Raw genomic sequence first — 24041 nt, 5'->3', positions numbered from 1 at the left:
TACTCTCCATGGCTACTAAACAAAATTCAAACACCTAGTATTTATTTAGTTCTATCTCTCTGTGCTGTCTTTAGCCCGGTTGCCACTCCGGGCCTTTTTTTTGCCATCACTTAATCGCCTTATCGCCCTTTCCTCACGAACTCAGCTGCATCCCTCAGTAATCCCTTGGCTCATCCCGTTCCATATCCATACCCAATTCCATAACCATGCCCTCACTGATGTTTTTTTGAGCATAACACCATGCAAGATAAAAATAAATTACCTTAAAGTTCAATTTGTTACGTTGATTTGAACTTTACATTCAAAAATAATGTACTTTTGGTACTTTACTTACATGAACTATTGGTACAATATCACTCCATCGCAACAACACAGCGATGCGGCAACCGAGCCGCGCCAGACTCCGGTCAGGCTGCTCATTAACAACATGCAAATTGCACCTGGCGCTGAGCGAAGAGATTCGCATAACTCAGTACCCCGCTATCTCCAGCCCTCAAGGGGGCATGGCATACCGGGCTCGCGGCGGACAGGGTTGGGTGCAGGTTTACCGATAGCTCTTTGCGAGGGGCTGACGGTAAACAAACAGAGAGGTGGCGAGGGAGTGATCCTCGCCTGACATTTTACGGGAGGGTTTTCATCACACTATCGAGATCTCTTCCCAAAAAACTAGATGACCAACCACAGGATTCACAATGGTAAGTAAAATCGTCGAAGAAAGAGCCGACCGCTTTAAAACAGTTGGGACAATAAACCGCCCTTGCATAGCCACCAGAGGTATCTTTTCTAAAGGCCGCTCCCATATGCTGGACAAATTGCTCCTGTGCCCGATAACGCTCTACCTCATTCGTAAGTTCTACGCATTTGGCCTTCGCTTGGGCAAGTTCTTCTACGGTGGCAGCATGGGTTTTCTGAAGTACGTCAATCTGCTCGCCAATGAAAGCGATGCGTTCGCGGAGTACCTCGTTGCTCTGGATCGTCGAGAGAGCACCAAGTCCGTTTTTAAGGGACGCGATGATTAATCCTACATCCATGATTAGTCCTTAATTGTCTGTGGAATAACCAATTTATCAATTTCCTTTGTCTGTGGAAAGCAAGGAAACCACGCGCCGGGCGTGGATAAATACCCCGGCAATAACTGGAATGTTTTGGGATTGGATGATTGAGCAGGCTGATGCGCTACGGTGCGAAAGCGTAAAGACGGCATAGCCGACACCATGAGATTGAGTGAGAACTCAGCAAGCCGGAGATCAGCGCCGGCCATCCAATCACCAAAGCATTTCTCCCGCATCAGCGGGTAACTACAGAGCCAGCCTCAAGCACCGGGCGCCGATGCTTGGTGATGGTAATACTGCCATCTCAACCGCACAGGAGACGATGATCCTGTTCTGGTTGGATTGGAAAAGTCTTCTTGGCCCGCCAGCGCGCGGGCATTTTTTTGGAGGTTGCATGTTTGCTACTGATATCTCACTGAAATATGGCACTCATCAGCCAGAGACGATCCTGGAAACAATGCCGATTGAAGAAGCCTCCGAGATCATCAAGGAGAAGCTTCGTGATGAAGTGCGCCAGGAACTCGAGTGCGAGTATGGCGATCGTCTTTATGAGGCTGAAGAAGAAGCATCAAACTGGGAAAGCAGAGCTGACGACTATGAAAGCGATGCAACTTGCCTGGCTAAGGCCGTAAGAGAGGCTTTTGAATCCGCCAACTTTGAAGATGCAAAGGTAATCCTCGAGCGAGCGATGCACGACCACAAATACTATTTCTGAAGACCCGCCACGGCGGGTTTTTTATCGGCCATACATAGGCAGATTTTCGAGTCTGCCCATTTATGACAACCGGCGGCCATCCACCGCCCATTAGCGCAGAAGTCTTTGTTAACGTTCAGCGGCGCGGCTTAAGCGCGGAGATGATTATGACTCTTATCGAATTAACCAAAAAGAAAATGGCAATTGAAGCCGAACTGGCTCAGTTGAAGGCGAAGTTTGTTGATGACAGCTCACGCATAGGCAAGGAGTTGATTGCTGTGTCTGAAGGTATCAACCAGGCCAATAAAGGCCTAACGGTTGAGATGGTCCAGCATGGCATGACGATCGTTAATTTCGGAGACCCGAAGCAAAGCATGGAGCGGCGCGGGTGTGTTGAAGATGCGATTAACGACATTGCATCCGGGTTTCCCCGCCTGAGCGAGCGTTATTTTGGCACTAAAAACTACGCCCAATGGAGCGATCAGCGTGAAGACCATCGTTATGGATATGGCCCTAAACACGGCTCTATCTGCTTCAAAATCGGCTTAACTGGCGCTGCCCTTAATAAGCTGGCAAGCGGCGGGTTGAGTGATTACGACGCTGAATGCGCAATCTACTGTCTGATGAACATTGACTCCATTAATGCGGCAAATTCCAAAGCCCGGGAGGCATCATGACAATCAACCATAAGTTACTCATTCAGGCTCAACAGAAAGCCCGTGCAGCCCGTCAGGACGGCGACGGCGCTAAGTGGATGGAAGCCAACGAAGAGATGAAGAAAGCGGCTGGTATGCCGTGGTATCTCGGGAATTTGATGCAGCATGGAGGTGGAAATGGACAAGCTTTCTGAATGGCTTACCAGTGGTGAATACCTCCCGCACTTCATGCGCGACTTTCACGACCAGAAAGACGTGTTCAAGGCAATGCATAACACCATTAAAAACGCAGACGAAAATGGCAATCCACGCGATGGTCATATCTACGTGATTGATACCTTTCTTTGGTATATGGCGCGCTGCGGGTACACGCTCCAGAAATCACGAAAAGACGTCCCATTCAAAGATATGGATGACGACATTACTCGTTATAAATCGGAAGTGTCAAACGCGTTTTCATCGATGATTTCAGGCAAATAACCAATTCCCCCTTTCCTCTCTGGCAGCCAATCGGTGCCGGGTGACGCACATCCAAATTTCAGGAGAACCCATGAGCGAAGTAACGGACTTAACTGTCATCGAAATCAATCCGGAGCAAGCGCCAGTGCTTTACGTAGCGGGCGGCCTTGACGCTTATCTCGAGCAAATCCGCCAGGCAGTAAACGAAGTGCCGGACCTGTCCACGAAGAAAGGCCGTGACCGTGTCGCCTCTCTGGCGGCGCAGGTGTCTCGCAGCAAGACGGCAATCGAAAAGCCAGGCCGTGAGTACCTGAAGCGCCTGAAAGAGGCTGTGCGCCCCGCTGAGGCAGAAATTAAGCGGTTCGTTGATGCCTGCGACGAGCTGCGCGATGCGACCCGCCGTCCTCTAACCGAATGGGAAGCAGAACAGGAACGCATTAAGGCAGAAGAAGCCATGAACGCGCTGCACGCCGAAGCGCTGGAAATGAACGAAGAGTTTGACCGCCAGCGAGCCGCGAAAATCGAAGCAGACCACGAAATGGCTCTGCTGATGAATGACAAGTTTGACCGTGACCGCGAAGAGCAGCGCCGCCTGGCGGAACAGGTTCAACGTGAGCGTGACGAGCGACTGAAGCAGGAAGCAGCTGACAAAGCCAAGCGCGAAGCCGAAGAGAGACATAAAGCAGAGATTGAAGCCGCAGCGCGCCGTGAAGCTGAGGAGAAAGCTCGCGCTGAAGCTGCGGAGCGCCAGCGAATTGAATCGGAGCAGCGTGCAGCACGTGAGAAGCAGGAGGCGGAAGCACGGGCAGAGCGCGAAAAAGCTGCGGCAGTGGAAGCTGAACGTCTCAAGGCAAAACAGGCAGAAGAGAAACGCCTGGACGAAGAGAGGCGCATCGCCGATGAGGCTGCAAAACGTGAGGCCGATGTTAAGCATCGCAAAACAGTCGGCGCCGAAATTGTTAACGCCCTCACCGCTCACACCAACCTTACCCGTGAACAGGCAATTCAGGTCCTTACCGTTTTAAAGGATGGCCTGGTGCCGCACACCAAAATTCAATACTGAGGTTCCCATGAACGCATTTCTCGCCAACGAACGGATTGAAGCTCAGGACTGGACTCGTCATTACCAGCAACTTGCTCGGGAAGAGAAAGAGGCAGGGCTGGCTGACGATCTGGAGAAAGGATTGCCGGCGCATCTCCTGGAGTCGCTTTGCGTGGATAACCTGCTGCGTCGCGGTGCCAGCAAACAGGCAATTAGCCGAGCATTCGACGACGACGTCGAGTTTCAGGATCGTTCGGCTGAGTTTATGCGTTACCTGTCTGAGGTTGTCGCACGGCATCAAATCAATGTCGAAGAGGAGCAATGATGGCGACTCAACTTATCGACCAGGTCTTTGGCCTGGTTAACCCACTAAAAGCTGACTTTGAGCAGGTCTGCTCTGAGCCTTCAATCAACTTCAAACGCGAATCAGAGTTCGCGATGCAGATCTTCGCTAACAATGACTATCTGGCGAAGGTTGCTGTAGCTAACCCGGTAAGTACACGCAGCGCGGTAATGAATGTTGCCGGGATCGGCATCTCACTGAACCCGGCGCAGAAGCTGGCTTATCTGGTGCCGCGTAAAGGCTCAATCTGCCTCGATATAAGCTACATGGGCCTAATGCACATTGCCCAGCAATCTGGCGCGATTAAGTGGTGCCAGTCAGCAATCGTCCGCAAGAATGACCAGTTCAGACGTGAAGGCCTGGATAAGCCTCCAGTACATATCTACAACGATTTCGACACAACGGAACAGCGCGGCGACATCGTCGGTGCTTATGTCGTTATCAAGACTGACGATGGTGATTACCTCACTCATACGATGCGCATCGCCGATATATACACGATTCGTGATCGTTCAGAAGCGTGGAAAGCCTACAAGAACAAAGGCACATCATGCCCGTGGGTAACTGACGAAGAGCAAATGATCCTCAAGACGGTCGTGAAGCAAGCAGCCAAGTACTGGCCGCGCCGTGAGCGTCTGGATGCCGCTATCGACCACGTTAACACCGAAGGCGAGGAAGGTATCAACTTCGCGGCAGAGCGCCAACCTGAACGCGACGTAACTCCAGCGGATAGCGAGATCATCACTGAAATTAACGACGTGCTTATCACGATGAATAAGACGTGGGATGACGACCTGCTTCCTCTTTGTTCCAAAATCTTCCGTCGTGATATTCGCGAATCAACGGAACTGACCCAAATCGAAGCTGTGAAAGCTCTCGGCTTCCTCAAACAGAAGGCGGCAGCATGACACCAGAAATTATCCTGGCGCGGACTGGCATCGACGTAACCACTATACAACAGGGCGACGAGGCCTGGCACCGGCTGCGCCTCGGCGTAATCACCGCCTCTGAAGTGCACAACGTCATCTCAAAACCGCGATCCGGTACCAAATGGACGGGCATGAAGATGTCCTACTTCCACACCCTGCTCGCCGAGGTATGTACCGGCGTGGCACCGGAGGTTAACGCCAAGGCGCTGGCCTGGGGAAAGCAGTACGAGGAAGACGCTCGTACCCTCTTCGAGTTCACCACCGACGTGAAAGTCACGGAGTCTCCGATCCTGTTCCGTGACGAGAGCATGCGCACCGCGTGCTCCCCTGACGGCCTTTGCAGTAACAATTTCGGCCTCGAATTGAAATGTCCGTTCACCTCCCGCGATTTCATGAAATTCCGCCTCGGCGGTTTCGAAGCCATTAAGTCCGAGTACATGGCCCAGGTGCAGTACAGCATGTGGGTAACCGGAAAAGACGCCTGGTTCTTTGCCAACTACGACCCGCGAATGAAGCGAGAAGGCATTCACCATGTCGTCGTTGAGCGGGATCCGCAGTACATGACCGATTTCAACGAAATGGTGCCGGAGTTCATCGAGAAGATGGACGAGGCGCTGGCGGAAATCGGATTCACGTTCGGGGAACAGTGGAAATGAAACGCACACCCTTCTACCGCAGGCCCGGGCGCACCGGGCAATTCTCCGGCCTCCGTGAACGCGTTATCTGGATGATTCAGACGCGCGGCCGCCCGGTTACCGGTTCTGAGATAGCCGCCTCTTTTGGCGTAACACTCATCGAGTTCAACCGCTCCGCAAAGAACCTCACGCGTGGTACCGGCAAAGTTGCCCGCCTTGAAGCGTCTCCTACCTGGGTTACTGAATCGGGAATTGTCGATCGACAATTCAACTTAGTAACCCAAGCCAAAGTGGTTATACCAAAAGGAAAGACGCGCCTTTGTACCCGTGGTGCTGTTCTCCATGCATCTAAAAAGGCCCACCAGGAGTGCATGGATAAAGCTGCACGACGCAGCAGGTTGATAAAGGCCAATCTCTACATTGACGAATTCGAGGCGGTGCTATGAGCGGAAAATATTCTCTTATCTATGCAGACCCACCCTGGACATACCGAGACAAGGCCGCCGACGGAGAACGCGGCTCCGGGTTCAAATACCCGGTTATGAGCGTGCAGGATATTTGCCGTCTACCAGTGTGGGATTTGTCGGCAGAAAGTTGCCTGTTAGCTATGTGGTGGGTCCCGACGCAGCCGCTAGAAGCGCTGAAAGTTATGGATGCGTGGGGCTTCCGCCTGATGACAATGAAGGGATTCACCTGGCACAAGACGAATAAGCACAAAGGCAATAGCGCGTTCGGCATGGGACACATGACCCGGGCGAATAGCGAAGACTGCCTGTTTGCGGTGCGCGGAAAATTGCCGGAACGGATGGATGCCTCAATCTGCCAGCACGTGACAGCACACAGGCTGGAGAACTCACGAAAGCCGGACGTCATCCGCGAAAAACTGGTGCAGTTACTTGGCGACGTACCGCGAATTGAGTTGTTTGCCCGCCAGTCATCTCACGGTTTCGATGTGTGGGGAAATCAGTGTGACGGCCAGGCGGTTCAGCTACTTCCAGGCTGTGCAATTGACGTAGTTAGAACGGAGGCCGCATGACACCAGAGCAAGACAACGTAGTCCGCTCACAGGGACGTAAGTGTGTAGCAGAGATTCAGCAGGCACTGAAATACAGGCCTAAGCCGAAATGGAATGCAGTAGTGCCGCCGATACTCAAGAAGCATCACGCCAAAATTGCGCCGCTGGGTATCAGCCTGGTGGCATTCGTTAGCAGCATCGGCCGCATGAACGGTCGGTACGGAGTGGAATCATGAATATTTACATCGCCGGGCCAATGAGCGGCCTACCTAATTTTAACCGCGCCGCTTTTAACCATGCGCATTTTCATCTCTGGTCGAAAGGTCATATTGTTCTGAATCCCACCCGTCTACCAGATGGATTAACCCAGGCCGAGTACATGGACATCTGCCTGTCTATGCTTCGCTGTGCTGATGCTATCTACATGCTTGAAGGCTGGGAGCACTCCGCTGGTGCCCGAGCGGAGAATGCGTTGGCCGAGAAGCTTGAAATGGAAATTATCTTCCAGGAAGAGGAACGCGCCGCATGAACCGAGCCGCACCCGTTGATTTGAGGAAAAGCCTCGAAATTGCCAACCACCTGGCGCACATCGGGATTCGCTTCGTGCCGATCCCGGTGGCGACAGAGGAAGAGTTCCAGACGCTGGCCGCCGAGCTTTCACGACGGCTTGAGCAGATGGCAGTCGAAGCCGAGAAGAATGAAGGCGGTGCAGCATGAAGGCACTAATAACCAGGTCGCTAAAGCGGCCTTTTTTATTGCTGGCATTCACCTTCAACCGAATTAACCGACAGTTCATGGAGCACTGACTATGACACCAGATACCCTTGATGCTGCAAGCGAGCTAACTCAGCAGCGAATAGAAATGGCGGTAGCCGCTCACAGACTCAACCACTCAGCAGTATCAGCAACGCACTGTGAGGAATGCGGCGATCAGCTTAGTGATGAGCGCCGGAAAGCGTATCCGGGATGCACGATGTGCGTGGTATGCCTTAAGATTGTCGAGTTACGGAATAAGCAGAGGGGTGGGTAATGGTTATCTGGTCGCTATTTGATGGCTCTGGAATTATGGGCCTTCCGTGGGCAGAGGCGGGGCACAGTGTTTACTGCTTTAACGCAGACGAGGGAAACCACGGCGCTTATCACGTCAAAATGCAGCATGAAAAACTGCGCTACGTTAATTGCTGGATTAGCCAGAATTTCCCATATAAGCCAGAGTTGACTGAAATACCCAAGCCACAAATGATTTTCGCCTTCCCAGATTGCACTGATTTAGCCGTATCAGGCGCAAAGCACGAGGGGCACACGTCACTCGCATCAGTGGAGCATGCGCAGATGGTAGAGAAAATGGCAGAGGAGTACGGCGCGGCGTGGATGGTGGAGAATCCGGTAGGGAAAATGTCGACCCACTGGCGAAAGCCGGACTATTACTTTAACCCACACGAATACGGGGCATACCTACATCGAGATGAGGGCTCCTATCATCCGAAAATGCCTGCTTGTGATGGCTACACAAAGAAAACGTGCATTTGGGCTGGAGGCGGATTTGTTATGCCAGAGAAAAGACCGGGACCGATAAACATCGGCTGCTTTTGGGGCTGGAAGTCATTAGGCGGTAATAGCGCCAGGACTAAACAACTCCGCTCACTCACCCCTCGCGGATTTGCCAGGGCAGTTTTTGACGCTAACCATCACCTGGACTCAGCCAATGTTCCAGCTAATTCAACGGGGTCAGATATACGCTGACTCAGCGGGTTGGCCCGTCATAGTTCACAGCAGCACATCACAGATAGTCCGCTACTGGCGACAGGGCCGGATCAACACCGCCTCAATCGACCGATTCAACAATGACTTTGAGCACCTCGATCACCGTGAGGCGGCACAGATACGCGCCGAACTGGAGACGAGTGAGCACATTAAATCGCTCCGCGCCAAGCGCGCGGCGTAAGGAAGAATATGACTCTTTTAGAAAAATTAGTGGCGAAGCTCCCATCTACTGGAGGCTGGCCAAAACCAATCGATAGTGCAGACCTGCCTCTGGCAGGAAACGAACTCGTTACTTCTTGGCGATGGAGTAAAGAAAGCAATGAATTCATCTCTGTCACTTATGGAGATGAAACGGTTACCAAATCTCAATATGAAGTTGCAATTTCCGGACACAAAAAGCCATGGAATGGACAATTTCCTATTCCACCAGGCACAGAAGTGGAAGTTCACTTTGACGGTGATGATAGTCGGGTTTGGACTCCATTCAGAGTTGAGTATATGTGCGGAGAAGTAGTGGTTCTGCACGACTACAGAATTGATGACGTTGACGCATATAGACATAAAACTCTTAGCTTTCGCCCTGCAATTACAGAGGAGGAAAAGAAACGTGCAGCATTGATAGAAACAGTTGACGGCCTGATTGATGGGTTCATGAAATCATCCGGCAGTGATTATTCCAAACTTGGCGCAGTGGTTGTCGATTATCTATCGCTGCTTAAAGAACTCGAATGACACAACTGATAGCCGATTCACTGAGTCGGTTATCGGATGTAACCAACCCACATTTTGCCCGGCTCGCCCGGGCGTTTTTTTGCCTGGAGTAAAGAATAATGAATGACGGCATCTTGTTTACCAGTGACATCCTGGCTCGATACAAAATTTCCCGGAGTACGCTGTACTTTTGGAGTACACCGGCGCGCATGCCTTCGAGCTTCACCTGCCCCTTCCCTAAACCAACGATTCCCGGCAACCCTAAGCGCTGGCGGGAATCTGAGATCGCATCATGGGAAGATCAGGTCAATGCTTCTAAAGCGGATAACCAATAATGTCCTGCAGGTGATGCTGCCAGATAGTTAACCACTCATGCTGATCGCCCATATAGTCATGAAGGTTGTATCTGGCCATCACTCCTGACATTTGATGGCCCAACAGTTTTTCAATGACATGCGGTGGCGCACCAAGTTCTGATAACCGGGTTGCCACGGTCCTACGCAGGTCATGCAGTGACCACTCCTTCATTCCCGTCTTTCTTATCACCTGGGCTGAATACGTTGATACCAGCGTCTGGCCTGGTGGTACATCCTCTTTATCCCTGAACTGAGCAGGTGTTAAAACATGCTTAGTTGCGGATCCCCTCTTATGCTCTTTCAATAAACGGATCGCCACGTCGGGAAGAGCGCGCCTTATGGTACGTCCGGTCTTATAATCTTCAGCCGGTACGGTCCATGTCTTATCGTTCAAATCAAACCATTCCCACTTTGATTTTCTGATCTCTGCGGCGCGGCAGCCAGTAAGAAGCATAAACCGGATAACAAGTTGCTGTGACGGTGGCATTGAGAATAAGGCATCCCAGACAATTTTTATCTCATCGTCTGCCAGTCTCCTCTCTTTCATTTTGGAAGCCAACCCCACATCGGAACGTCTGAGCGACTCCAGAGGGTTGTTTTTAATTACGCCCCTGTTGTGGCAGAACCGAAGAGCTCGCTTGGTAAGGGAAAGCATTTCACCGGCAATAACTGTCCTGCCCATTTTGTCGAACACCTCCAGCCAGTTCGCTTTCGAGGTTTGATCAACAATGGCCTTACCGATGCGCGGGCTGATGTGTTTGTTGAAGCTTTTACCATTCGCATCAATCTTGACTATCCCTTCAGGGATACAGTAATGGTTAACCCAGTACTCATATGCATCATCAACGGTCAATGCTTCAAGTCTTTCGGTTTTTTCGACCAGCACTTTCTGGCGAGGGTCAAAACCCTCACTTAGCCAGGTTCTAAATTGCTGCCTACGGTCACGTGCCTGAGAAAGAGAAACCGCCGGGTAATCACCAATGCTCAACTGCACTGGTTTGCTTTGCCACCGATAACGGTAGAAGAAAGTTACGCCACCCGTTATGCTTAACCTTACATTGAGGCCGTTTGAGTCTGAGAGAACTTCGACCTTCTCCCTGCGCTTTCCAAGCGCCTTTCGCAATTTGGTATCAGTGAGCACCGTGTACACTCCTAAGCAATGTACGCACTAGTGTACACAAATCTGGTAAATTGCAATCACCATTAATAAAACACGTTCAAACATTATAAATAAGAAAGGCAGACGTGATGCGGTTCAGGGGTGGTAAAAATAAACTGCAATAAAACACCGTTAACTGAAACAAAGCAAAAACGTATTCTTCAGGAAGACAAGTAACACCGTCTTCTTCCGGACACACAAACAGGCACACAGCATTTATTGTGTGCCTTTTTTATTGTCATCACCGGGGAACCCTTGAGGCAATTCATTGATGAATAACACCCATCTCAATGAGCGCCTGCGCAGTCAGGAGGATAAAAATAATAGCGACGAGTGGCGTATACATGTTCAATCTCCCGCCCAGACTATTGCTACAATTTTAGTTTAGTCTCACCTGCATTTTTATCACCGGAAATTGCCAATATTTTCCCGGGCTTCAGCACGATGTACTATCTTAAGATTGCACGTTTTTTCTCCCGTGAGCCCCGTCTGACGCGCGTTTCACTATTCTCCTTGCCCATTTCGTAGTAGCATCCCGCCCGACGTCTTTTGAATAAGCACAGGGATTATAATGACACTGAAAAATGACGCCCCGCAGGGTGAACTGGTTTTACGCACGCTCGCCATGCCAGCGGATACCAACGCCAACGGAGACATCTTCGGCGGCTGGTTAATGTCACAAATGGATATTGGCGGCGCAATTCTGGCAAAAGAGATTGCTCATGGCCGTGTGGTCACCGTACGGGTTGACGGCATGACTTTCCTGCGTCCAGTCGCCGTGGGCGATGTTGTCTGCTGCTATGCGCGCTGTGTAAAAAAAGGCAATACGTCGATTACGGTGAATATTGAAGTGTGGGTTAAGAAGGTGTCGTCTGAGCCGATTGGCCAGCGTTATAAAGCCACTGAAGCGCTGTTTATCTATGTGGCGGTTGATCCTTCCGGCAAGCCGCGCGCGATCCCTGCCGACTAAGACGACGCCCGGCCATTCACCGGGCGCCAAAAAACGTTAGATAAAACCGAGTACTTTAAAGAAGAAGTAACCAATCACAATAACCACAATCGGCAGGATATAAAGCGGAAAAATTTGCAGGAAGATGGTGTTATGCGGCACCTTAATTTTCGCTTCCAGCGCCTCGCGCGTCATTCCCTCTTCGCCCTTCGCTTTTTCCAGGATCATTTGATCGTTAACGCCTTCACGCAGAAACTTCGCCTGGCGACTCATGCGCGCGCCAGAGTCCTGCAAGGCCAGCGCAATGAAGACCAGCGCGAAAATCACCCAGAACATCACGTTCAGCCCCTGCTGGAAATTTGGCGTCGGCGAGTTATACCAGAAGAAATTCAGGAACGGCGTGTTGAAACGCATCATCTCGATCATCACGTGCGCGAAATCCATCATCACCGCATCGATGCCCGGCTGCTTTTCGCTGTGATCGTACATAAATTTCAGTACCGAGATTAGCGTTGAAATGAGCGCAGGAATGAAAATCACCCAGCCTAAAATACGTTTGAGAATCGCGATGCGTCCCGCTTGTTGATACGTCATGGGTTCCCCTTGTTCAGACGTCTTTTTGTCAGGCTATATCCTATCAGTCTACCTGCTGGCAGCCATTTTTCCCGACTTTACGCGCGATATGATATACCATATTAAACGGCATTCATCGCCTAAGTTACTCAACAGAGAGGTTGTTATGTCAGCAGAGCGCCAGATACTCGCCGCTATTTTTGATATGGATGGATTACTGATCGATTCCGAGCCACTGTGGGATCGTGCCGAACTGGAGGTCATTGCGAGCCTTGGCGTTGATATTTCCCGCCGCAACGAACTGCCGGATACCCTGGGTCTGCGCATCGATATGGTGGTGGATCTGTGGTTTGCCCAGCAGCCATGGAACGGGCCGAGCCGTCAAGATGTCACTGCGCGCATCATCGAACGCGCTATCAGTCTGGTGGAAGAAACCCGCCCGCTGCTGCCGGGTGTGCGTGAAGCCGTCGCCCTGTGCAAAGCAAGCGGCCTGAAGGTCGGACTCGCGTCGGCCTCTCCGCTGCATATGCTGGAAAAAGTGCTGACTATGTTTGAGCTGCGCGACCAGTTCGACGCGCTGGCATCGGCGGAAAAACTGCCCTACAGCAAGCCGCATCCGCAGGTTTACCTCGACTGCGCCGCGAAACTGGGCGTCGATCCGCTCACCTGCGTGGCGCTGGAAGATTCAGTCAATGGCATGATTGCCAGCAAAGCCGCGCGTATGCGCTCGGTAGTGGTGCCCGCAGAGGAAGGACAAAACGATCCTCGCTTCGTGCTGGCCAACGTGAAACTGCACTCCTTAGCCGATTTAACGCTGAGCGATCTTCGCGGTTAACACCTTTCGCGGGCAACGTCTGGTTGTCCGCAAATCCAACGCCCGTCAAATTATTGAAACATCGTTTCATTTTAGTTTGAGTTTTTCATCACGCCCTTCTATGCTTGTCGTGTGGATCAGCCATAACGACAATAACAGCATACAGAGGTCACTATGATACTGAACGCCTTCAACCTGAACGGTAAAGTTGCGCTTGTCACCGGGTGCGATACGGGTTTGGGACAAGGAATGGCTTTGGGGCTCGCGGAAGCGGGCTGCGATATCATTAGCGTCAGCCGCAAAATACCCGAAGAAACATCCGCCAAAGTACAGGCCCTCGGACGCCGGTTCACCGCTATTCAGGCGGACCTCAGCCGTCAGGATGCGATTACGGATATCGTGACGAAGGCGGTCGCGGCGATGGGCCACATTGATATTCTGGTAAACAACGCCGGAACCATCCGTCGGGAAGATGCGCTCTCTTTTAGCGAAAAGAACTGGGATGACGTGATTAACCTGAATCTGAAGTCGGTATTTTTCCTGTCTCAGGCGGTGGCGAAACAGTTTCTGCATCAGGGCGGAGGCGGGAAAATTATTAATATTGCCTCGATGCTCTCCTTCCAGGGCGGGATCCGCGTACCGTCTTATACCGCGTCTAAAAGCGGCGTGCTGGGCATTACGCGTCTGCTGGCTAACGAATGGGCGCAGCATAACATCAACGTTAACGCGATTGCGCCGGGTTATATGGCGACCAACAATACGCAGCAACTGCGTGATGATGCTGAACGCAGCAAAGAAATTCTCGACCGTATTCCCGCCGGGCGCTGGGGTTCGCCTGAAGATTTAAAAGGTCCGGCAGTATTCCTCGCGTCTTCCGCGTCTGACTATATCAACGGCTACACGCTGGCAGTGGATGGCGGCTGGCTGGCGCGTTAATTTTTTAACAAAGAGTTACACCGTAACCTCTTCCGCCTACTGTATAAAAACCCTATACTGTATGAATTGACAGTTTTATCGGGTTTTATCATGACGGCGGAAGGCCACCTGCTCTTTTCCATCGCCTGTGCGGTATTTGCTAAAAATGCCGAGCTTACGCCTGTGCTGGCGCAAGGCGACTGGTGGCATATTGTGCCGTCAGCGGTGCTGACCTGCCTGCTACCGGATATCGATCACCCGAAATCGTTTCTGGGTCAGCGGCTAAGCTGGCTGTCGAAACCTGTGGCCCGCGCATTTGGCCATCGCGGATTCACCCACAGTTTACTGGCCGTTTTCGCCCTGCTCACGGTTTTCTATCTTAAAGTGCCGGACAGCTGGTTTGTTCCCGCCGACGCGCTTCAGGGAATGGTACTGGGCTACCTCAGCCATATCCTGGCCGACATGCTCACCCCTGCGGGTGTGCCGCTGTTATGGCCATGCCGCTGGCGTTTTCGTTTGCCGATACTCGCGCCACAAAAGGGTAATCAACTGGAACGTTTTCTGTGCATGGCGCTGTTCGCTTATGCCGTCTGGATGCCGCAGTCTTTGCCGGAAAACAGCGCCGTACGCTGGTCTTCAGGGATGATTAATTCTCTGCAAATGACCTTCAATCGCTTTATAAATCACCAGATCGAACAATAACCGCACAAAACTATCACTTTTGTCATAATCCATTCCATTTGGATATAAGCGACGATTCCCAGTTCTGTTACCCTTTTCACATCTGACCAGCCCGGTGAGGCTGGCTATATAATGAAATCAGGAGAACGGGGATGAACTTTCCATTAATCGCGAACGTTATCGTGTTCGCGGCACTGCTGTTGCTGCTGGCGCAAACGCGTCACAAACAGTGGAGTCTGGCAAAAAAAGTACTGGTCGGTCTGGTGATGGGGGTCGTGTTTGGCCTCGCGCTACAATTTATCTATGGTTCCGACAGCCAGATTCTTAAAGATTCTATTCAGTGGTTCAATGTCGTCGGTAACGGCTACGTGCAACTGCTACAAATGATCGTGATGCCGCTGGTTTTCGCCTCGATTCTGAGCGCCGTAGCCCGTCTGCATAATGCGTCACAACTGGGTAAAATCAGCTTCCTGACCATCGGTACGCTGCTGTTCACTACGCTGATTGCGGCACTGGTCGGTGTACTGGTCACCAATTTGTTTGGCCTGACGGCGGAAGGTTTGGTCCAGGGTACTGCTGAAACCGCGCGCCTCGATGCCATTCACAGCAACTATGCTGGCAAGGTTGCTGACCTGAACGTGCCGCAGCTGTTGCTCTCCTTCGTGCCAAAAAATCCGTTTGCCGATCTGACCGGCGCGAACCCAACCTCTATCATCAGCATCGTCATCTTCGCCGCGTTCCTGGGTGTTGCGGCGCTGAAACTGCTGAAAGATGATGAACCGAAAGGCCTGCGCGTTATCGCGGCAATCGACACGCTGCAAAGCTGGGTGATGAAACTGGTTCGCCTGGTCATGCAACTGACGCCATACGGCGTGCTGGCGCTGATGACCAAAGTCGTGGCCGGTTCTAACCTGCAGGACATCATCAAACTCGGCAGCTTCGTGGTTGCCTCTTACATCGGTCTGGCAATCATGTTCGCCGTACACGGTCTGTTGCTGGGCGTGAACGGCGTCAGCCCGCTGAAATACTTCCGTAAAGTGTGGCCGGTTATCACTTTCGCCTTCACCAGCCGTTCCAGCGCCGCATCCATCCCGCTGAACGTGGAAGCACAAACGCGCCGTCTGGGTGTACCAGAATCTATCGCCAGCTTCTCCGCCTCTTTCGGCGCGACGATCGGTCAGAACGGCTGTGCGGGTCTTTACCCGGCAATGCTCGCCGTTATGGTTGCGCCAACCGTTGGCATCAACCCGCTCGATCCGCTGTGGATTGCCACTCTGGTCGGTATCGTCACCGTGAGTTCTGCGGGTGTGGCAGGCGTCGGCGGCGGTGCAACCTTCGCTGCGCTGATTGTGCTGCCGGCAATGGGCTTGCCTGTCACGCTGGTCGCGCTGTTGATTTCCGTTGAGCCGCTGATCGACATGGGTCGTACCGCACTGAACGTAAGTGGCTCCATGACAGCCGGTACCCTGACCAGCCAATGGCTGCGCCAGACGGACAAAGAAATTCTGAACAGTGAGGATGATGCGGAACTGGCGCATCGTTAATGACCTTTCAGGCACAAAAAAACCGCTGATAAATCAGCGGTTTTTTTGTATTCAGCATTAACGATCACTCATCGCTCATATCCCCTTCCTGCTTCATCTGCACCGCCCAACGCTGTGCAGACTCCGGTACGCTAAACGCCTGCGAACGCCGGAATGCACTGCCCATCAGCACAAACGCCACATATTTCCCGCGCAGCAGCCACACGTCACGATAGCCGTCCACCTTGGTAGCGTGATCGGGAGGAGCGGGTTCGGTTCGGGGAATGTAGCTGATGACCTGTCGGTTTTGTTGGCGAAGCGGTTTCATAAACGGTTATTTCAATCACTCGGGCAAAAACAGGAAAATTCTATAATAGCCGATTTATCCCCGCCCCGTCGCGCCTTACGTGGTTTTCTGGCGGCGGAATGGCGCTTTTACCCGCACAACAACAGCCTGAGTTCCTGATAAAACATGATATTGCTCTATAGTTAGAGGGGTTTTGCCGCAAAATCGGCCAATTTTCAGTAATGAAAACAGGAGATGAGCATGTCGGATCAACACAATAAACCCAAAACCCATCAATCACCGGTCCACGATTCCAGCGAATCAAAACCCGGACTGGATTCCCTGGCGCCTGCGGACGGTTCCTGGCGACCGACGCCAAAACCTACCGCTCCAGGCGAAGAACCTACCGCGCCGGGAAGTCTGAAAGCGCCAAAAAACAGCAATGAGAAACTTAAAGCGCTTGATAAGCACCGTAAAGGCGGTGAAAACTTCCCGCTGACCACTAATCAGGGCGTTCGTATTGCTGATGACCAGAATTCTCTGCGTGCCGGGAGCCGTGGCCCTACGCTGCTGGAAGATTTTATTCTGCGCGAGAAAATCACCCACTTCGACCATGAACGCATTCCAGAGCGCATCGTCCACGCCCGTGGCTCGGCGGCGCACGGTTATTTTCAGCCTTATAAAAGCCTGAGTGATGTCACGAAAGCGGACTTCCTCTCCTCAAAGGAGAAAATCACGCCCGTTTTCGTGCGTTTCTCAACCGTACAAGGTGGTGCGGGTTCTGCTGACACCGTGCGCGATATCCGTGGCTTTGCCACCAAGTTCTATACCGATGAGGGTGTTTTTGACCTGGTTGGCAATAACACGCCTATCTTCTTTATTCAGGATGCATTGAAATTCCCCGATTTCGTGCATGCCGTGAAGCCCGAGCCCCATTCGGCGATGCCGCAGGGACAAAGCGCGCATGATACCTTCTGGGACTATGTCTCGCTGCAACCGGAAACGCTGCACAATGTGTTCTGGGCGATGTCGGACCGAGGGATCCCCCGAAGCTATCGCACCATGGAAGGCTTTGGCATTCATACCTTCCGTTTAATCAATGCCGAGGGTAAAGCGACGTTTGTACGTTTCCACTGGAAGCCCGTTGCCGGAAAAGCGTCTCTGCTGTGGGATGAATCGCAGAAACTTACGGGCCGCGATCCCGACTTCCACCGCCGCGATCTGTGGGAAGCCATCGAAGCTGGCGATTACCCGGAATATGAACTGGGGCTGCAATTGATCCCGGAAGAGGATGAATTCAAATTCGACTTCGACCTGCTCGACCCCACCAAGCTTATTCCCGAAGAGCTGGTCCCGGTGCAGCTCGTCGGGAAAATGGTGCTTAACCGCAATCCGGATAACTTCTTCGCCGAGAATGAACAGGCCGCGTTCCACCCAGGGCATATTGTTCCCGGCCTGGATTTCAGCAACGATCCCCTGCTCCAGGGGCGTCTGTTCTCTTACACCGATACGCAGATCAGCCGTCTTGGCGGGCCAAACTTCCACGAGATCCCCATCAACCGCCCAACCTGCCCGTATCACAATTTCCAGCGCGATGGCATGCATCGTCAGGATATTGACAACAATCCGGCAAACTACGAGCCAAACTCAATCAACGATAACTGGCCGCGTGAAACGCCACCGGGGCCAAAACGTGGCGGTTTCGAATCGTATCAGGAGCGTGTTGACGGGCATAAAGTGCGCGAGCGTAGCCCATACTTTGGCGAGTATTACGCTCAGCCACGCCTCTTCTGGAACAGTCAGACGCCCATTGAGCAGCAGCATATTATTGATGCCTTTAGTTTCGAACTCAGCAAAGTCGCACGCGAGTGGATCCGTGAACGCGTCGTTGATCAACTTGTCAGCGTCGATATTCGCCTCGCGCAGGCCGTCGCGGAAAATTTAGGCATTACTCTCAGCGACGAGCAGCAGAACCGACAACCTCCTGCCGGTGTGAACGGTCTGGATAAAGATCCCACCCTCAGCCTGTATGCTATCCCCGGTGGCGGCGTAAAAGGACGTGTGGTGGCGGTTCTGCTTAATCAGGAGACTGCGTCTGCTGACGTGCTGACACTTCTGAAAGGGCTAAAAGCACAAGGCGTGCATGCCAAACTGCTCTATTCGCGTATGGGGGAAGTGACCGCCGATGATGGTTCAAAACTGCCTATCGCCGGTACGTTTGCCGGTTCGCCTTCGCTGACGGTGGATGCGGTGGTAGTGCCTGGCGGCGATCTCAGCGATCTGCTCAAAAGTGGCGACGCACAATACTATCTGCTGGAAGCCTACAAACATCTTAAGCCAATCCTGCTGGCGGGCGATGCGCGTCAGTTTAAAGGCCTGCTAAACGTCGATAGCCAGGGCGAAGAAGGTATTGTTGAAGGCGATACGATTGCCAAATCAAGCGTGGAAGATTTGCTCCGTCTGGTCGCAGCGCACCGCGTTTGGTCACGTGCAGGGAAAACGGCGGCGATACCGGCATAAAAAAAAGCCCGGTGACGGATGACCGGGCGAAAAGCACAACATTCTCTCAACTCGCAGAATCAGACGTCGCGATAGGTGCCGAGACGATAACCACGTTCCGCAATGGCATATTTCAGCGATGGCGAAGTGAGGACATCCAGCTCAGCCAGTCTTGGGTAGCAGTAAGCGCTGCCCATGATTGTCTGATCAACAAACGCCGGGTGGCACATCACCTCAACTGAGGGTTCATCGCGTTGCACAGATTTATCCAGTACCTGCAGGAATAACGCTTCGGAAATCTCATCACCATAGAACTCACTGCTGAATCCAGCGCTACTGCGTACATCATCCGGTGCGCCCTCTGCCTGCGGAAGAGAGCGGTCAATACGCAGCGCCACGCCCTTCTCTAAAGCAAACTTCGCCACCAGCGGGTAGATCTGCGGGATCATATGCACATGGTGATGGCTATCAATATGCGTTGGCGCAGTATCGAAAATGGCGACGAAACGATCGAACTGGCACGCCAGCTCATGCGCAATTTCGTCCAGCGGCAGCGTATCGTTTTCCGCCATCTGCCAGATCCATTTCCCCAGTTTGCCTTCACGGGTCAGCCCTGGCATCTCAGAAAGCGGTTCGCCCAGCGTCAGGACAAAGTGCATCCCGACGGCCAGCTCCGGCGTACGGCGGCTCAGTTGAGCCGCATGGTCAATCTCCGCGCCGTTCACCAGTGCGGTGGTCGAGGTCACCAGTCCATTTTTACAGGCATCGATAATGCCGTAGTTCTGCCCTTTGCTCAGGCCGAAGTCATCAGCATTGACGATCAGCAGTCGTTCCATCGTACCTCCTGTCACTTTTTCAGCTTCTCCACCGTGGCGGCAAAGTTCGGCAACCACTCTTCGTGCGCGAGGATCATTTCGCGCGCGAGGATCTCCGCGTCTTTGTCGGAGCCGATCAGCGGGCTTAAGTTCATCGCCAGCTCGACGTCGTTAATGTCCCCACTCAGTGCCGCATGGCTTGCCTGAATTTCAAAGGCTTTAATGGTATGGATAAGCCCCAGCACTTTGTCATCAAAGTGCGTCAGGCGTGGGTGCGGTTTCGCCCCATCGCGGCCCAGAATCGCCGTCATTTCAACCGCCCAGTCTGCCGGGATGTTATCCACGTGGCCGTTGTGCGGGAAGTTAACGTAGTGCTCAGCCTGCTTATCATTGTAGATAGCGTTGATCACTTCGCATGCGGCATCGGAGTAATACGCCCCGCCGCGCTGCTCCAGCTCTTTCGGTTTGACGTTGAGGTCCGGGTTCTTGTACAGCTCGAACAGCTGCTTTTCAACCTTCTGCACCACCTGCGCACGCGCACCGCCCTTGTAGTACTCGCCCATTTCAATCGCCAGCATCTCTTTGGTTTTGAAATAGTAAAGCAGGTAAGAGCATGGAATCAGGTTCAGAGAACGAATCAACCCTTCGCTGAACGGCAGGTCGAAGATATTTTTCACCGAGTTGGCCGTCAGGGTACCGGAAGCGACACCATCAATCAGCTCAGCAAAACGCGATTTGCCATTCACCAGCACATCTCGGATAAACACCATGTGGTTCAGGCCAAAGAGATCGATAGAAAGATCGTCCTTTTCGGAAAGATTCAACACATCGGTAATAAACATTTTCATGCCAATCGGAATGTTACACACGCCGATAAAGCGTTTGAAATTGGTGTGACGGTATACCGCTTCGGTGACCATCCCGGCCGGGTTAGTGAAGTTAATCACCCACGCATTCGGGCACAGTTCCTGGACATCTTTAATAATGTCAAAAATAACCGGAATGGTACGCAGACCTTTGAACAAGCCGCCTGCGCCGTTCGTTTCCTGACCGAGGTAGCCGTGGCTCAGCGGAATACGCTCATCTTTTTCACGCGCTTTCAGTTGGCCAACACGCAGCTGGGTGGTCACGAAGTCGGCATCACGCAGCGCGTCACGACGGTCGAGTGTTTTGAAGACTTTCATCGGTACGCCTGCTTTCTCCACCATCCGCTCACACAGCGCATGAATGATATCCAGCTTCTCTTTACCGCCTTCAACATCAACCAGCCACAATTCGCTTACCGGCAATTCATGGTAACGTTTGAGAAAACCTTCCAGTAATTCTGGTGTATAGCTGCTGCCGCCGCCGATGGTTACAACTTTTAATTTCTGGCTCATACTTTCTCCCTCGTGATCCACCCGCTAAATGCAGTCAACCCTCCACATTCAGCGCGGATATTAAATTTGCTGTCGCATTACTACGGATAATACCGTAGTGCGTGAATTATTTTACTTAATGACCGTCAGTCGTTTGCGATAATTGCTCGGGGTAAACGAAGTCAGCTTTTTGAATGTTTTAATAAACAAACTTGGGCTGCTGTACCCGGACTCATACGCAATATCGGTGACGGAGTAGTTCGTAATTTCCAGTTGTTTCATGGCAAAGTTGATGCGGATATCATTAATAATCTGCATGGGTGTTTTGCCATAGTAGCGCTGGGTCGCACGCGTTAAATACTCCTGAGACTTCCCGGAGAGCGCAACCATATTTTCCAGCGCACCTTCACCGAACTTCATTTTATCGTGCATGGCTTCGACGGTTGTTTTTAACCACTGCGGTGTAACATCCTGAGCTTGATCTTCACGATGATGACGCAGACGGTTAATCACATAAAAAGCCACCACTTCAATAAATTCATCGAATTCAGTCTCGCGAAAATGTAGCGAAGCAATAACCGACTCGATATAGCTGAGAAAAGTACTTTTAACAGAGTAAACCTGCGACGCCACCAGACAAAATGGCAACAGCGGCTGATAGTGCGTGGCGAAGAAATCTTTGCTGATTCCGACGTTGAGGATACGCGTCGCACCAAACTCGTAGAAGCTCTGATGATGTGACCCCAACGGGATGAAGACAAAGTCGCCACGTTCCAGCAGGACGCGCTTACCGTTAATCTCCTGGTAGTAGCGGCCCGTGAGCACCAGTGTGAACTCATAGTAATCATGCTGATGCAGGCCGCTTACGCTCTCCGTTTTATTGTAGATAAAGACATGAAAATTCCGGCCATCAAACAGTTGCTGTTCTCGTGCGGTGTTAATTTCCATGGTCATCATCTTAGGCTGCCTCATAATACGGATAACCTATTGTACCTTCTCGTGAAGCTCGATCAATTCGGCAACCAGCTCGCGGGCCAACATTGAGGTCATAAGATGATCCTGAGCATGAACTAATACCAGGCTCACCTTCATTTTTCCCTCACCCTCATCGCTTTCGATGAGTTGCGTCTGCACACGGTGCGCTTCGCTCAGTGCAATGCGCGATTGCTCCATCGTCGTTTTGGCGGTGGCAAAGTCGCCTTGCTTGGCCTGTTTCAGTGCCATATAAGCGAGGCTACGCGCCTGCCCGGAGTTAATAATCAGGCCCATCACCACTTCTTCGAGGTCATTTTCCTGCACAGGTTCTGCTGTAATATTGTCCAGATCAAACATACATTTTCCTTTTAGTGATGGCGGTAAGGTTTCCCCTACCGCACGTCATCAGAATTTCAGTGCATTCGCGATGTCTTCTTCGGTCTCTTCTTCTTCGATGGCCGTTTGCGCTTTGTTGGCTACGATGACAAATGGCATGTAGATAAGCGTGGCGATAACCAGGTTGAAGAGCGCCAGCAGCAGCGCGGCGATACTTCCGTTGGTACTGAAGAAGGCGCCTAAGCCGGTTGGCATGGTCCATGGCGCCATATTGGTAATCGGCGGAATGATGCCCAGTGAGTACGCGATAATCATAATAGCGGCGAGGATTGGCTGAACCAGTACGAACGGAATCAGCATGACCGGGTTCATGATAATCGGCAGACCAAACAGAATCGGTTCGTTAATCTGGAAGATGCCTGATGGCAGCGCCAGCTTGGCAACAGAACGGTAATCTGCGCGACGTGAAGCGATAAAGATAGCGATAATCAGGCCCAGAGTCGCACCACTACCGCCCAGGAAGACGTAGGAGTCGAGCATCGGTTTCGCCCAAACGTGGAACGATTTACCGGCTTCCAGCGCCGCGGCAACAGAGCCGTACTGCTGATAAGTCGCGATGTTTTCCAGCGCCCACGGCGTCATGATGCCGCTGTCCAGCGCGGTCAGCGCCAGGGAACCGTGGATACCGAAGAACCACAGCAGTGGAACAAAGATAACGTATGCCCAGCCAACAACCGCACCCATCGAAGCCAGCGGTGTAGAGATGCCGTCCATGATGACCTGGTGGAAGTTGGTGCTCCAGTGCGTCAGCGCCCAGGAGATGATCCCCATAATAGAGAGGATGATAAAGCCAGGAATAACCGCCGAGAAAGAACGGGATACGGAGGCAGGCACGCTATCCGGCAGGCGAATAACCCAGTTTTTGTGCACAATAAAGGTGAACATTTCCGCGACCACCAGGCCAATGATAATACCGGAAATAATGTTCGCCCCCCCCAGCCAGTTAGCGCCGACGGCGTAGGCTTCACCCACGCTGTATGGCGTTACGGTCATAAAGGCTGCAACGGATAACAGGCCAGCCGCCAGCGAATCGACTTTACGCTCTTCCGCCAGCGCCATACCGATAAAGAAAGGTGCCATCAGCGACATAATGCCCAACGTACCGTTGTAAACATTACCGCCGATGGCCTTAAAGCTATTCAGGTTCTCAATGGTAGACGCATCGAGGCGAATGCCCATTGAATAGAAAAAGGAACCCTCACCAAAGCTCAGAAAAACGTTATTGATTAAGACAAACATCGCACCCGCAAGGGTCAATGGCATTAATCGAATAAAACCGTTTTTAATCGCGTTAACGTGAGGCTGTTTTCCTATTTTAATAGCAAAAGGAAGGAGTACCTTTTCAAGCGAACTGATCACTTTACTCATAGAAAAATACCCTTAAAGGCCGCAGCGAATACCGCGGCGTTAAATGTGAAATAACTCTTTGACGGGAAAAATAA

The 24041-nt window shown here is 52.0% G+C and carries 33 protein-coding genes; 24 read left to right on the top strand and 9 right to left on the bottom strand.

All coding sequences use genetic code 11. The annotated features are described in order from the left end of the window. Positions 1-620: 620 nt before the first annotated feature. Positions 621-1031 (bottom strand): hypothetical protein, encoded by a 411-nt coding sequence (locus AC1MKH_RS10870; protein WP_327621964.1) that lies wholly within the window; start codon positions 1029-1031, stop codon positions 621-623. A 193-nt stretch (positions 1032-1224) separates the two neighbouring features. Here AC1MKH_RS10870 and AC1MKH_RS10865 point away from each other — a divergent pair, with 193 nt between their 5' ends. The 18 genes from AC1MKH_RS10865 (at position 1225) to AC1MKH_RS10780 (ending at position 9635) form a co-directional block, all read left to right on the top strand. Then, complete coding sequence (locus AC1MKH_RS10865) at positions 1225-1767, top strand: hypothetical protein (RefSeq protein ID WP_327621965.1); 543 nt, start codon at positions 1225-1227, stop codon at positions 1765-1767. A gap of 146 nt (positions 1768-1913) precedes the next feature. After that, complete coding sequence (locus tag AC1MKH_RS10860) at positions 1914-2423, top strand: hypothetical protein (protein WP_327621966.1); 510 nt, start codon at positions 1914-1916, stop codon at positions 2421-2423. Continuing rightward, positions 2420-2596: a host cell division inhibitory peptide Kil gene (locus AC1MKH_RS10855; protein WP_327621967.1), complete on the top strand. Its 177-nt coding sequence runs from the start codon at positions 2420-2422 to the stop codon at positions 2594-2596. The genes AC1MKH_RS10860 and AC1MKH_RS10855 overlap by 4 nt, the downstream gene beginning before the upstream one ends. Continuing rightward, a complete protein-coding gene (locus AC1MKH_RS10850; RefSeq protein ID WP_327621968.1) occupies positions 2580-2882 on the top strand; it encodes a hypothetical protein in 303 nt (100 codons plus the stop codon). Before AC1MKH_RS10855 ends, AC1MKH_RS10850 begins: the two co-directional genes overlap by 17 nt. A gap of 70 nt (positions 2883-2952) precedes the next feature. Then, positions 2953-3924 (top strand): hypothetical protein, encoded by a 972-nt coding sequence (locus AC1MKH_RS10845; protein WP_327621969.1) that lies wholly within the window; start codon positions 2953-2955, stop codon positions 3922-3924. Between the two features lie 7 nt (positions 3925-3931). Continuing rightward, positions 3932-4228: a host-nuclease inhibitor Gam family protein gene (locus tag AC1MKH_RS10840; protein WP_276224355.1), complete on the top strand. Its 297-nt coding sequence runs from the start codon at positions 3932-3934 to the stop codon at positions 4226-4228. Further along, positions 4228-5154, top strand: coding sequence for a recombinase RecT (locus AC1MKH_RS10835; protein ID WP_276224353.1), 927 nt, complete (start codon positions 4228-4230; stop codon positions 5152-5154). The genes AC1MKH_RS10840 and AC1MKH_RS10835 overlap by 1 nt, the downstream gene beginning before the upstream one ends. Then, complete coding sequence (locus tag AC1MKH_RS10830; protein ID WP_125093399.1) at positions 5151-5831, top strand: lambda exonuclease family protein; 681 nt, start codon at positions 5151-5153, stop codon at positions 5829-5831. Before AC1MKH_RS10835 ends, AC1MKH_RS10830 begins: the two co-directional genes overlap by 4 nt. Next, entirely contained in the window at positions 5828-6256 is a 429-nt protein-coding gene (locus tag AC1MKH_RS10825) for a regulator (RefSeq protein ID WP_327621970.1), read from the top strand. Before AC1MKH_RS10830 ends, AC1MKH_RS10825 begins: the two co-directional genes overlap by 4 nt. After that, positions 6253-6846, top strand: a complete 594-nt coding sequence (locus tag AC1MKH_RS10820) for an MT-A70 family methyltransferase (protein WP_327621971.1) — start codon at positions 6253-6255, stop codon at positions 6844-6846. Before AC1MKH_RS10825 ends, AC1MKH_RS10820 begins: the two co-directional genes overlap by 4 nt. Then, positions 6843-7061, top strand: a complete 219-nt coding sequence (locus tag AC1MKH_RS10815) for a hypothetical protein (RefSeq protein WP_327621972.1) — start codon at positions 6843-6845, stop codon at positions 7059-7061. Before AC1MKH_RS10820 ends, AC1MKH_RS10815 begins: the two co-directional genes overlap by 4 nt. Continuing rightward, the gene (locus tag AC1MKH_RS10810; RefSeq protein WP_327621973.1) at positions 7058-7354 is read left to right on the top strand and encodes a DUF4406 domain-containing protein; all 297 of its coding nucleotides are present in this window, start codon (positions 7058-7060) and stop codon (positions 7352-7354) included. The genes AC1MKH_RS10815 and AC1MKH_RS10810 overlap by 4 nt, the downstream gene beginning before the upstream one ends. Further along, positions 7351-7542 carry a DUF1382 family protein gene (locus AC1MKH_RS10805; protein WP_042889502.1) on the top strand — a complete coding sequence of 64 codons (192 nt, stop codon included), beginning with the start codon at positions 7351-7353 and terminating at the stop codon, positions 7540-7542. Before AC1MKH_RS10810 ends, AC1MKH_RS10805 begins: the two co-directional genes overlap by 4 nt. A 91-nt stretch (positions 7543-7633) precedes the next feature. Then, a complete protein-coding gene (locus AC1MKH_RS10800) occupies positions 7634-7855 on the top strand; it encodes a TraR/DksA family transcriptional regulator (RefSeq protein WP_327621974.1) in 222 nt (73 codons plus the stop codon). Next, complete coding sequence (locus tag AC1MKH_RS10795; RefSeq protein WP_327621975.1) at positions 7855-8568, top strand: DNA cytosine methyltransferase; 714 nt, start codon at positions 7855-7857, stop codon at positions 8566-8568. The genes AC1MKH_RS10800 and AC1MKH_RS10795 overlap by 1 nt, the downstream gene beginning before the upstream one ends. Further along, positions 8531-8770, top strand: a complete 240-nt coding sequence (locus AC1MKH_RS10790; RefSeq protein WP_327621976.1) for a DUF4222 domain-containing protein — start codon at positions 8531-8533, stop codon at positions 8768-8770. The genes AC1MKH_RS10795 and AC1MKH_RS10790 overlap by 38 nt, the downstream gene beginning before the upstream one ends. Before the next feature lie 8 nt (positions 8771-8778). Then, positions 8779-9321: a hypothetical protein gene (locus AC1MKH_RS10785; RefSeq protein WP_327621977.1), complete on the top strand. Its 543-nt coding sequence runs from the start codon at positions 8779-8781 to the stop codon at positions 9319-9321. A gap of 98 nt (positions 9322-9419) precedes the next feature. Next, positions 9420-9635 (top strand): helix-turn-helix transcriptional regulator, encoded by a 216-nt coding sequence (locus tag AC1MKH_RS10780; RefSeq protein WP_001514144.1) that lies wholly within the window; start codon positions 9420-9422, stop codon positions 9633-9635. Here AC1MKH_RS10780 and AC1MKH_RS10775 read toward each other — a convergent pair. Continuing rightward, positions 9616-10797: a tyrosine-type recombinase/integrase gene (locus AC1MKH_RS10775; RefSeq protein WP_327621978.1), complete on the bottom strand. Its 1182-nt coding sequence runs from the start codon at positions 10795-10797 to the stop codon at positions 9616-9618. The two genes, AC1MKH_RS10780 and AC1MKH_RS10775, sit on opposite strands and share 20 nt — an antisense overlap. A gap of 589 nt (positions 10798-11386) precedes the next feature. On the opposite strand from AC1MKH_RS10775, the gene yciA reads away from it, so the two are divergent. Continuing rightward, positions 11387-11785 carry an acyl-CoA thioester hydrolase YciA gene (gene yciA / locus AC1MKH_RS10770; RefSeq protein WP_015964739.1) on the top strand — a complete coding sequence of 133 codons (399 nt, stop codon included), beginning with the start codon at positions 11387-11389 and terminating at the stop codon, positions 11783-11785. Positions 11786-11821: 36 nt separating this feature from the next. On the opposite strand, the gene AC1MKH_RS10765 is transcribed toward yciA, so the two are convergent. Continuing rightward, positions 11822-12358: a YniB family protein gene (locus AC1MKH_RS10765; protein WP_149464588.1), complete on the bottom strand. Its 537-nt coding sequence runs from the start codon at positions 12356-12358 to the stop codon at positions 11822-11824. 145 nt (positions 12359-12503) lie between these two features. On the opposite strand from AC1MKH_RS10765, the gene hxpB reads away from it, so the two are divergent. The 4 genes from hxpB (at position 12504) to AC1MKH_RS10745 (ending at position 16291) form a co-directional block, all read left to right on the top strand. Then, a complete protein-coding gene (gene hxpB / locus AC1MKH_RS10760; RefSeq protein WP_276223351.1) occupies positions 12504-13172 on the top strand; it encodes a hexitol phosphatase HxpB in 669 nt (222 codons plus the stop codon). A gap of 153 nt (positions 13173-13325) precedes the next feature. Continuing rightward, positions 13326-14087 carry a 2-dehydro-3-deoxy-D-gluconate 5-dehydrogenase KduD gene (kduD, locus tag AC1MKH_RS10755; RefSeq protein ID WP_276223353.1) on the top strand — a complete coding sequence of 254 codons (762 nt, stop codon included), beginning with the start codon at positions 13326-13328 and terminating at the stop codon, positions 14085-14087. 90 nt (positions 14088-14177) lie between these two features. After that, positions 14178-14768 carry a metal-dependent hydrolase gene (locus AC1MKH_RS10750; RefSeq protein ID WP_231827526.1) on the top strand — a complete coding sequence of 197 codons (591 nt, stop codon included), beginning with the start codon at positions 14178-14180 and terminating at the stop codon, positions 14766-14768. 131 nt (positions 14769-14899) lie between these two features. Then, positions 14900-16291: an L-cystine transporter gene (locus tag AC1MKH_RS10745; RefSeq protein WP_015964744.1), complete on the top strand. Its 1392-nt coding sequence runs from the start codon at positions 14900-14902 to the stop codon at positions 16289-16291. Positions 16292-16355: 64 nt separating this feature from the next. Here the strand turns inward: AC1MKH_RS10745 and cedA are convergent, their stop codons facing one another. Beyond that, the gene (gene cedA, locus AC1MKH_RS10740) at positions 16356-16598 is read right to left on the bottom strand and encodes a cell division activator CedA (protein WP_276223357.1); all 243 of its coding nucleotides are present in this window, start codon (positions 16596-16598) and stop codon (positions 16356-16358) included. Positions 16599-16817: 219 nt separating this feature from the next. On the opposite strand from cedA, the gene katE reads away from it, so the two are divergent. After that, positions 16818-19076: a catalase HPII gene (katE, locus tag AC1MKH_RS10735; RefSeq protein ID WP_276223360.1), complete on the top strand. Its 2259-nt coding sequence runs from the start codon at positions 16818-16820 to the stop codon at positions 19074-19076. Between the two features lie 59 nt (positions 19077-19135). Here katE and chbG read toward each other — a convergent pair whose 3' ends face one another. The 5 genes from chbG to chbC all read right to left on the bottom strand — a co-directional run bounded on the left by chbG (position 19136) and on the right by chbC (position 23967). Continuing rightward, on the bottom strand, positions 19136-19891 hold the full coding sequence (chbG, locus tag AC1MKH_RS10730) for a chitin disaccharide deacetylase (protein WP_276223362.1): 756 nt from the start codon (positions 19889-19891) through the stop codon (positions 19136-19138). Positions 19892-19902: 11 nt separating this feature from the next. Next, positions 19903-21249, bottom strand: a complete 1347-nt coding sequence (locus AC1MKH_RS10725; protein WP_276223364.1) for a 6-phospho-beta-glucosidase — start codon at positions 21247-21249, stop codon at positions 19903-19905. 111 nt (positions 21250-21360) lie between these two features. Beyond that, entirely contained in the window at positions 21361-22185 is an 825-nt protein-coding gene (gene chbR / locus AC1MKH_RS10720) for a transcriptional regulator ChbR (protein WP_149464579.1), read from the bottom strand. 27 nt (positions 22186-22212) lie between these two features. Further along, on the bottom strand, positions 22213-22560 hold the full coding sequence (chbA, locus tag AC1MKH_RS10715; protein ID WP_276223366.1) for a PTS N,N'-diacetylchitobiose transporter subunit IIA: 348 nt from the start codon (positions 22558-22560) through the stop codon (positions 22213-22215). Positions 22561-22608: 48 nt separating this feature from the next. Next, the gene (chbC, locus tag AC1MKH_RS10710) at positions 22609-23967 is read right to left on the bottom strand and encodes a PTS N,N'-diacetylchitobiose transporter subunit IIC (protein WP_276223368.1); all 1359 of its coding nucleotides are present in this window, start codon (positions 23965-23967) and stop codon (positions 22609-22611) included. Positions 23968-24041: the final 74 nt, after the last annotated feature.

The sequence above is a fragment of the Pseudocitrobacter sp. CD920760 genome, from assembly GCF_057782505.1.
The sequence above is the reverse complement of the archived record's forward strand: the minus strand, read 5'-3'. Positions and strand labels throughout refer to the sequence as shown.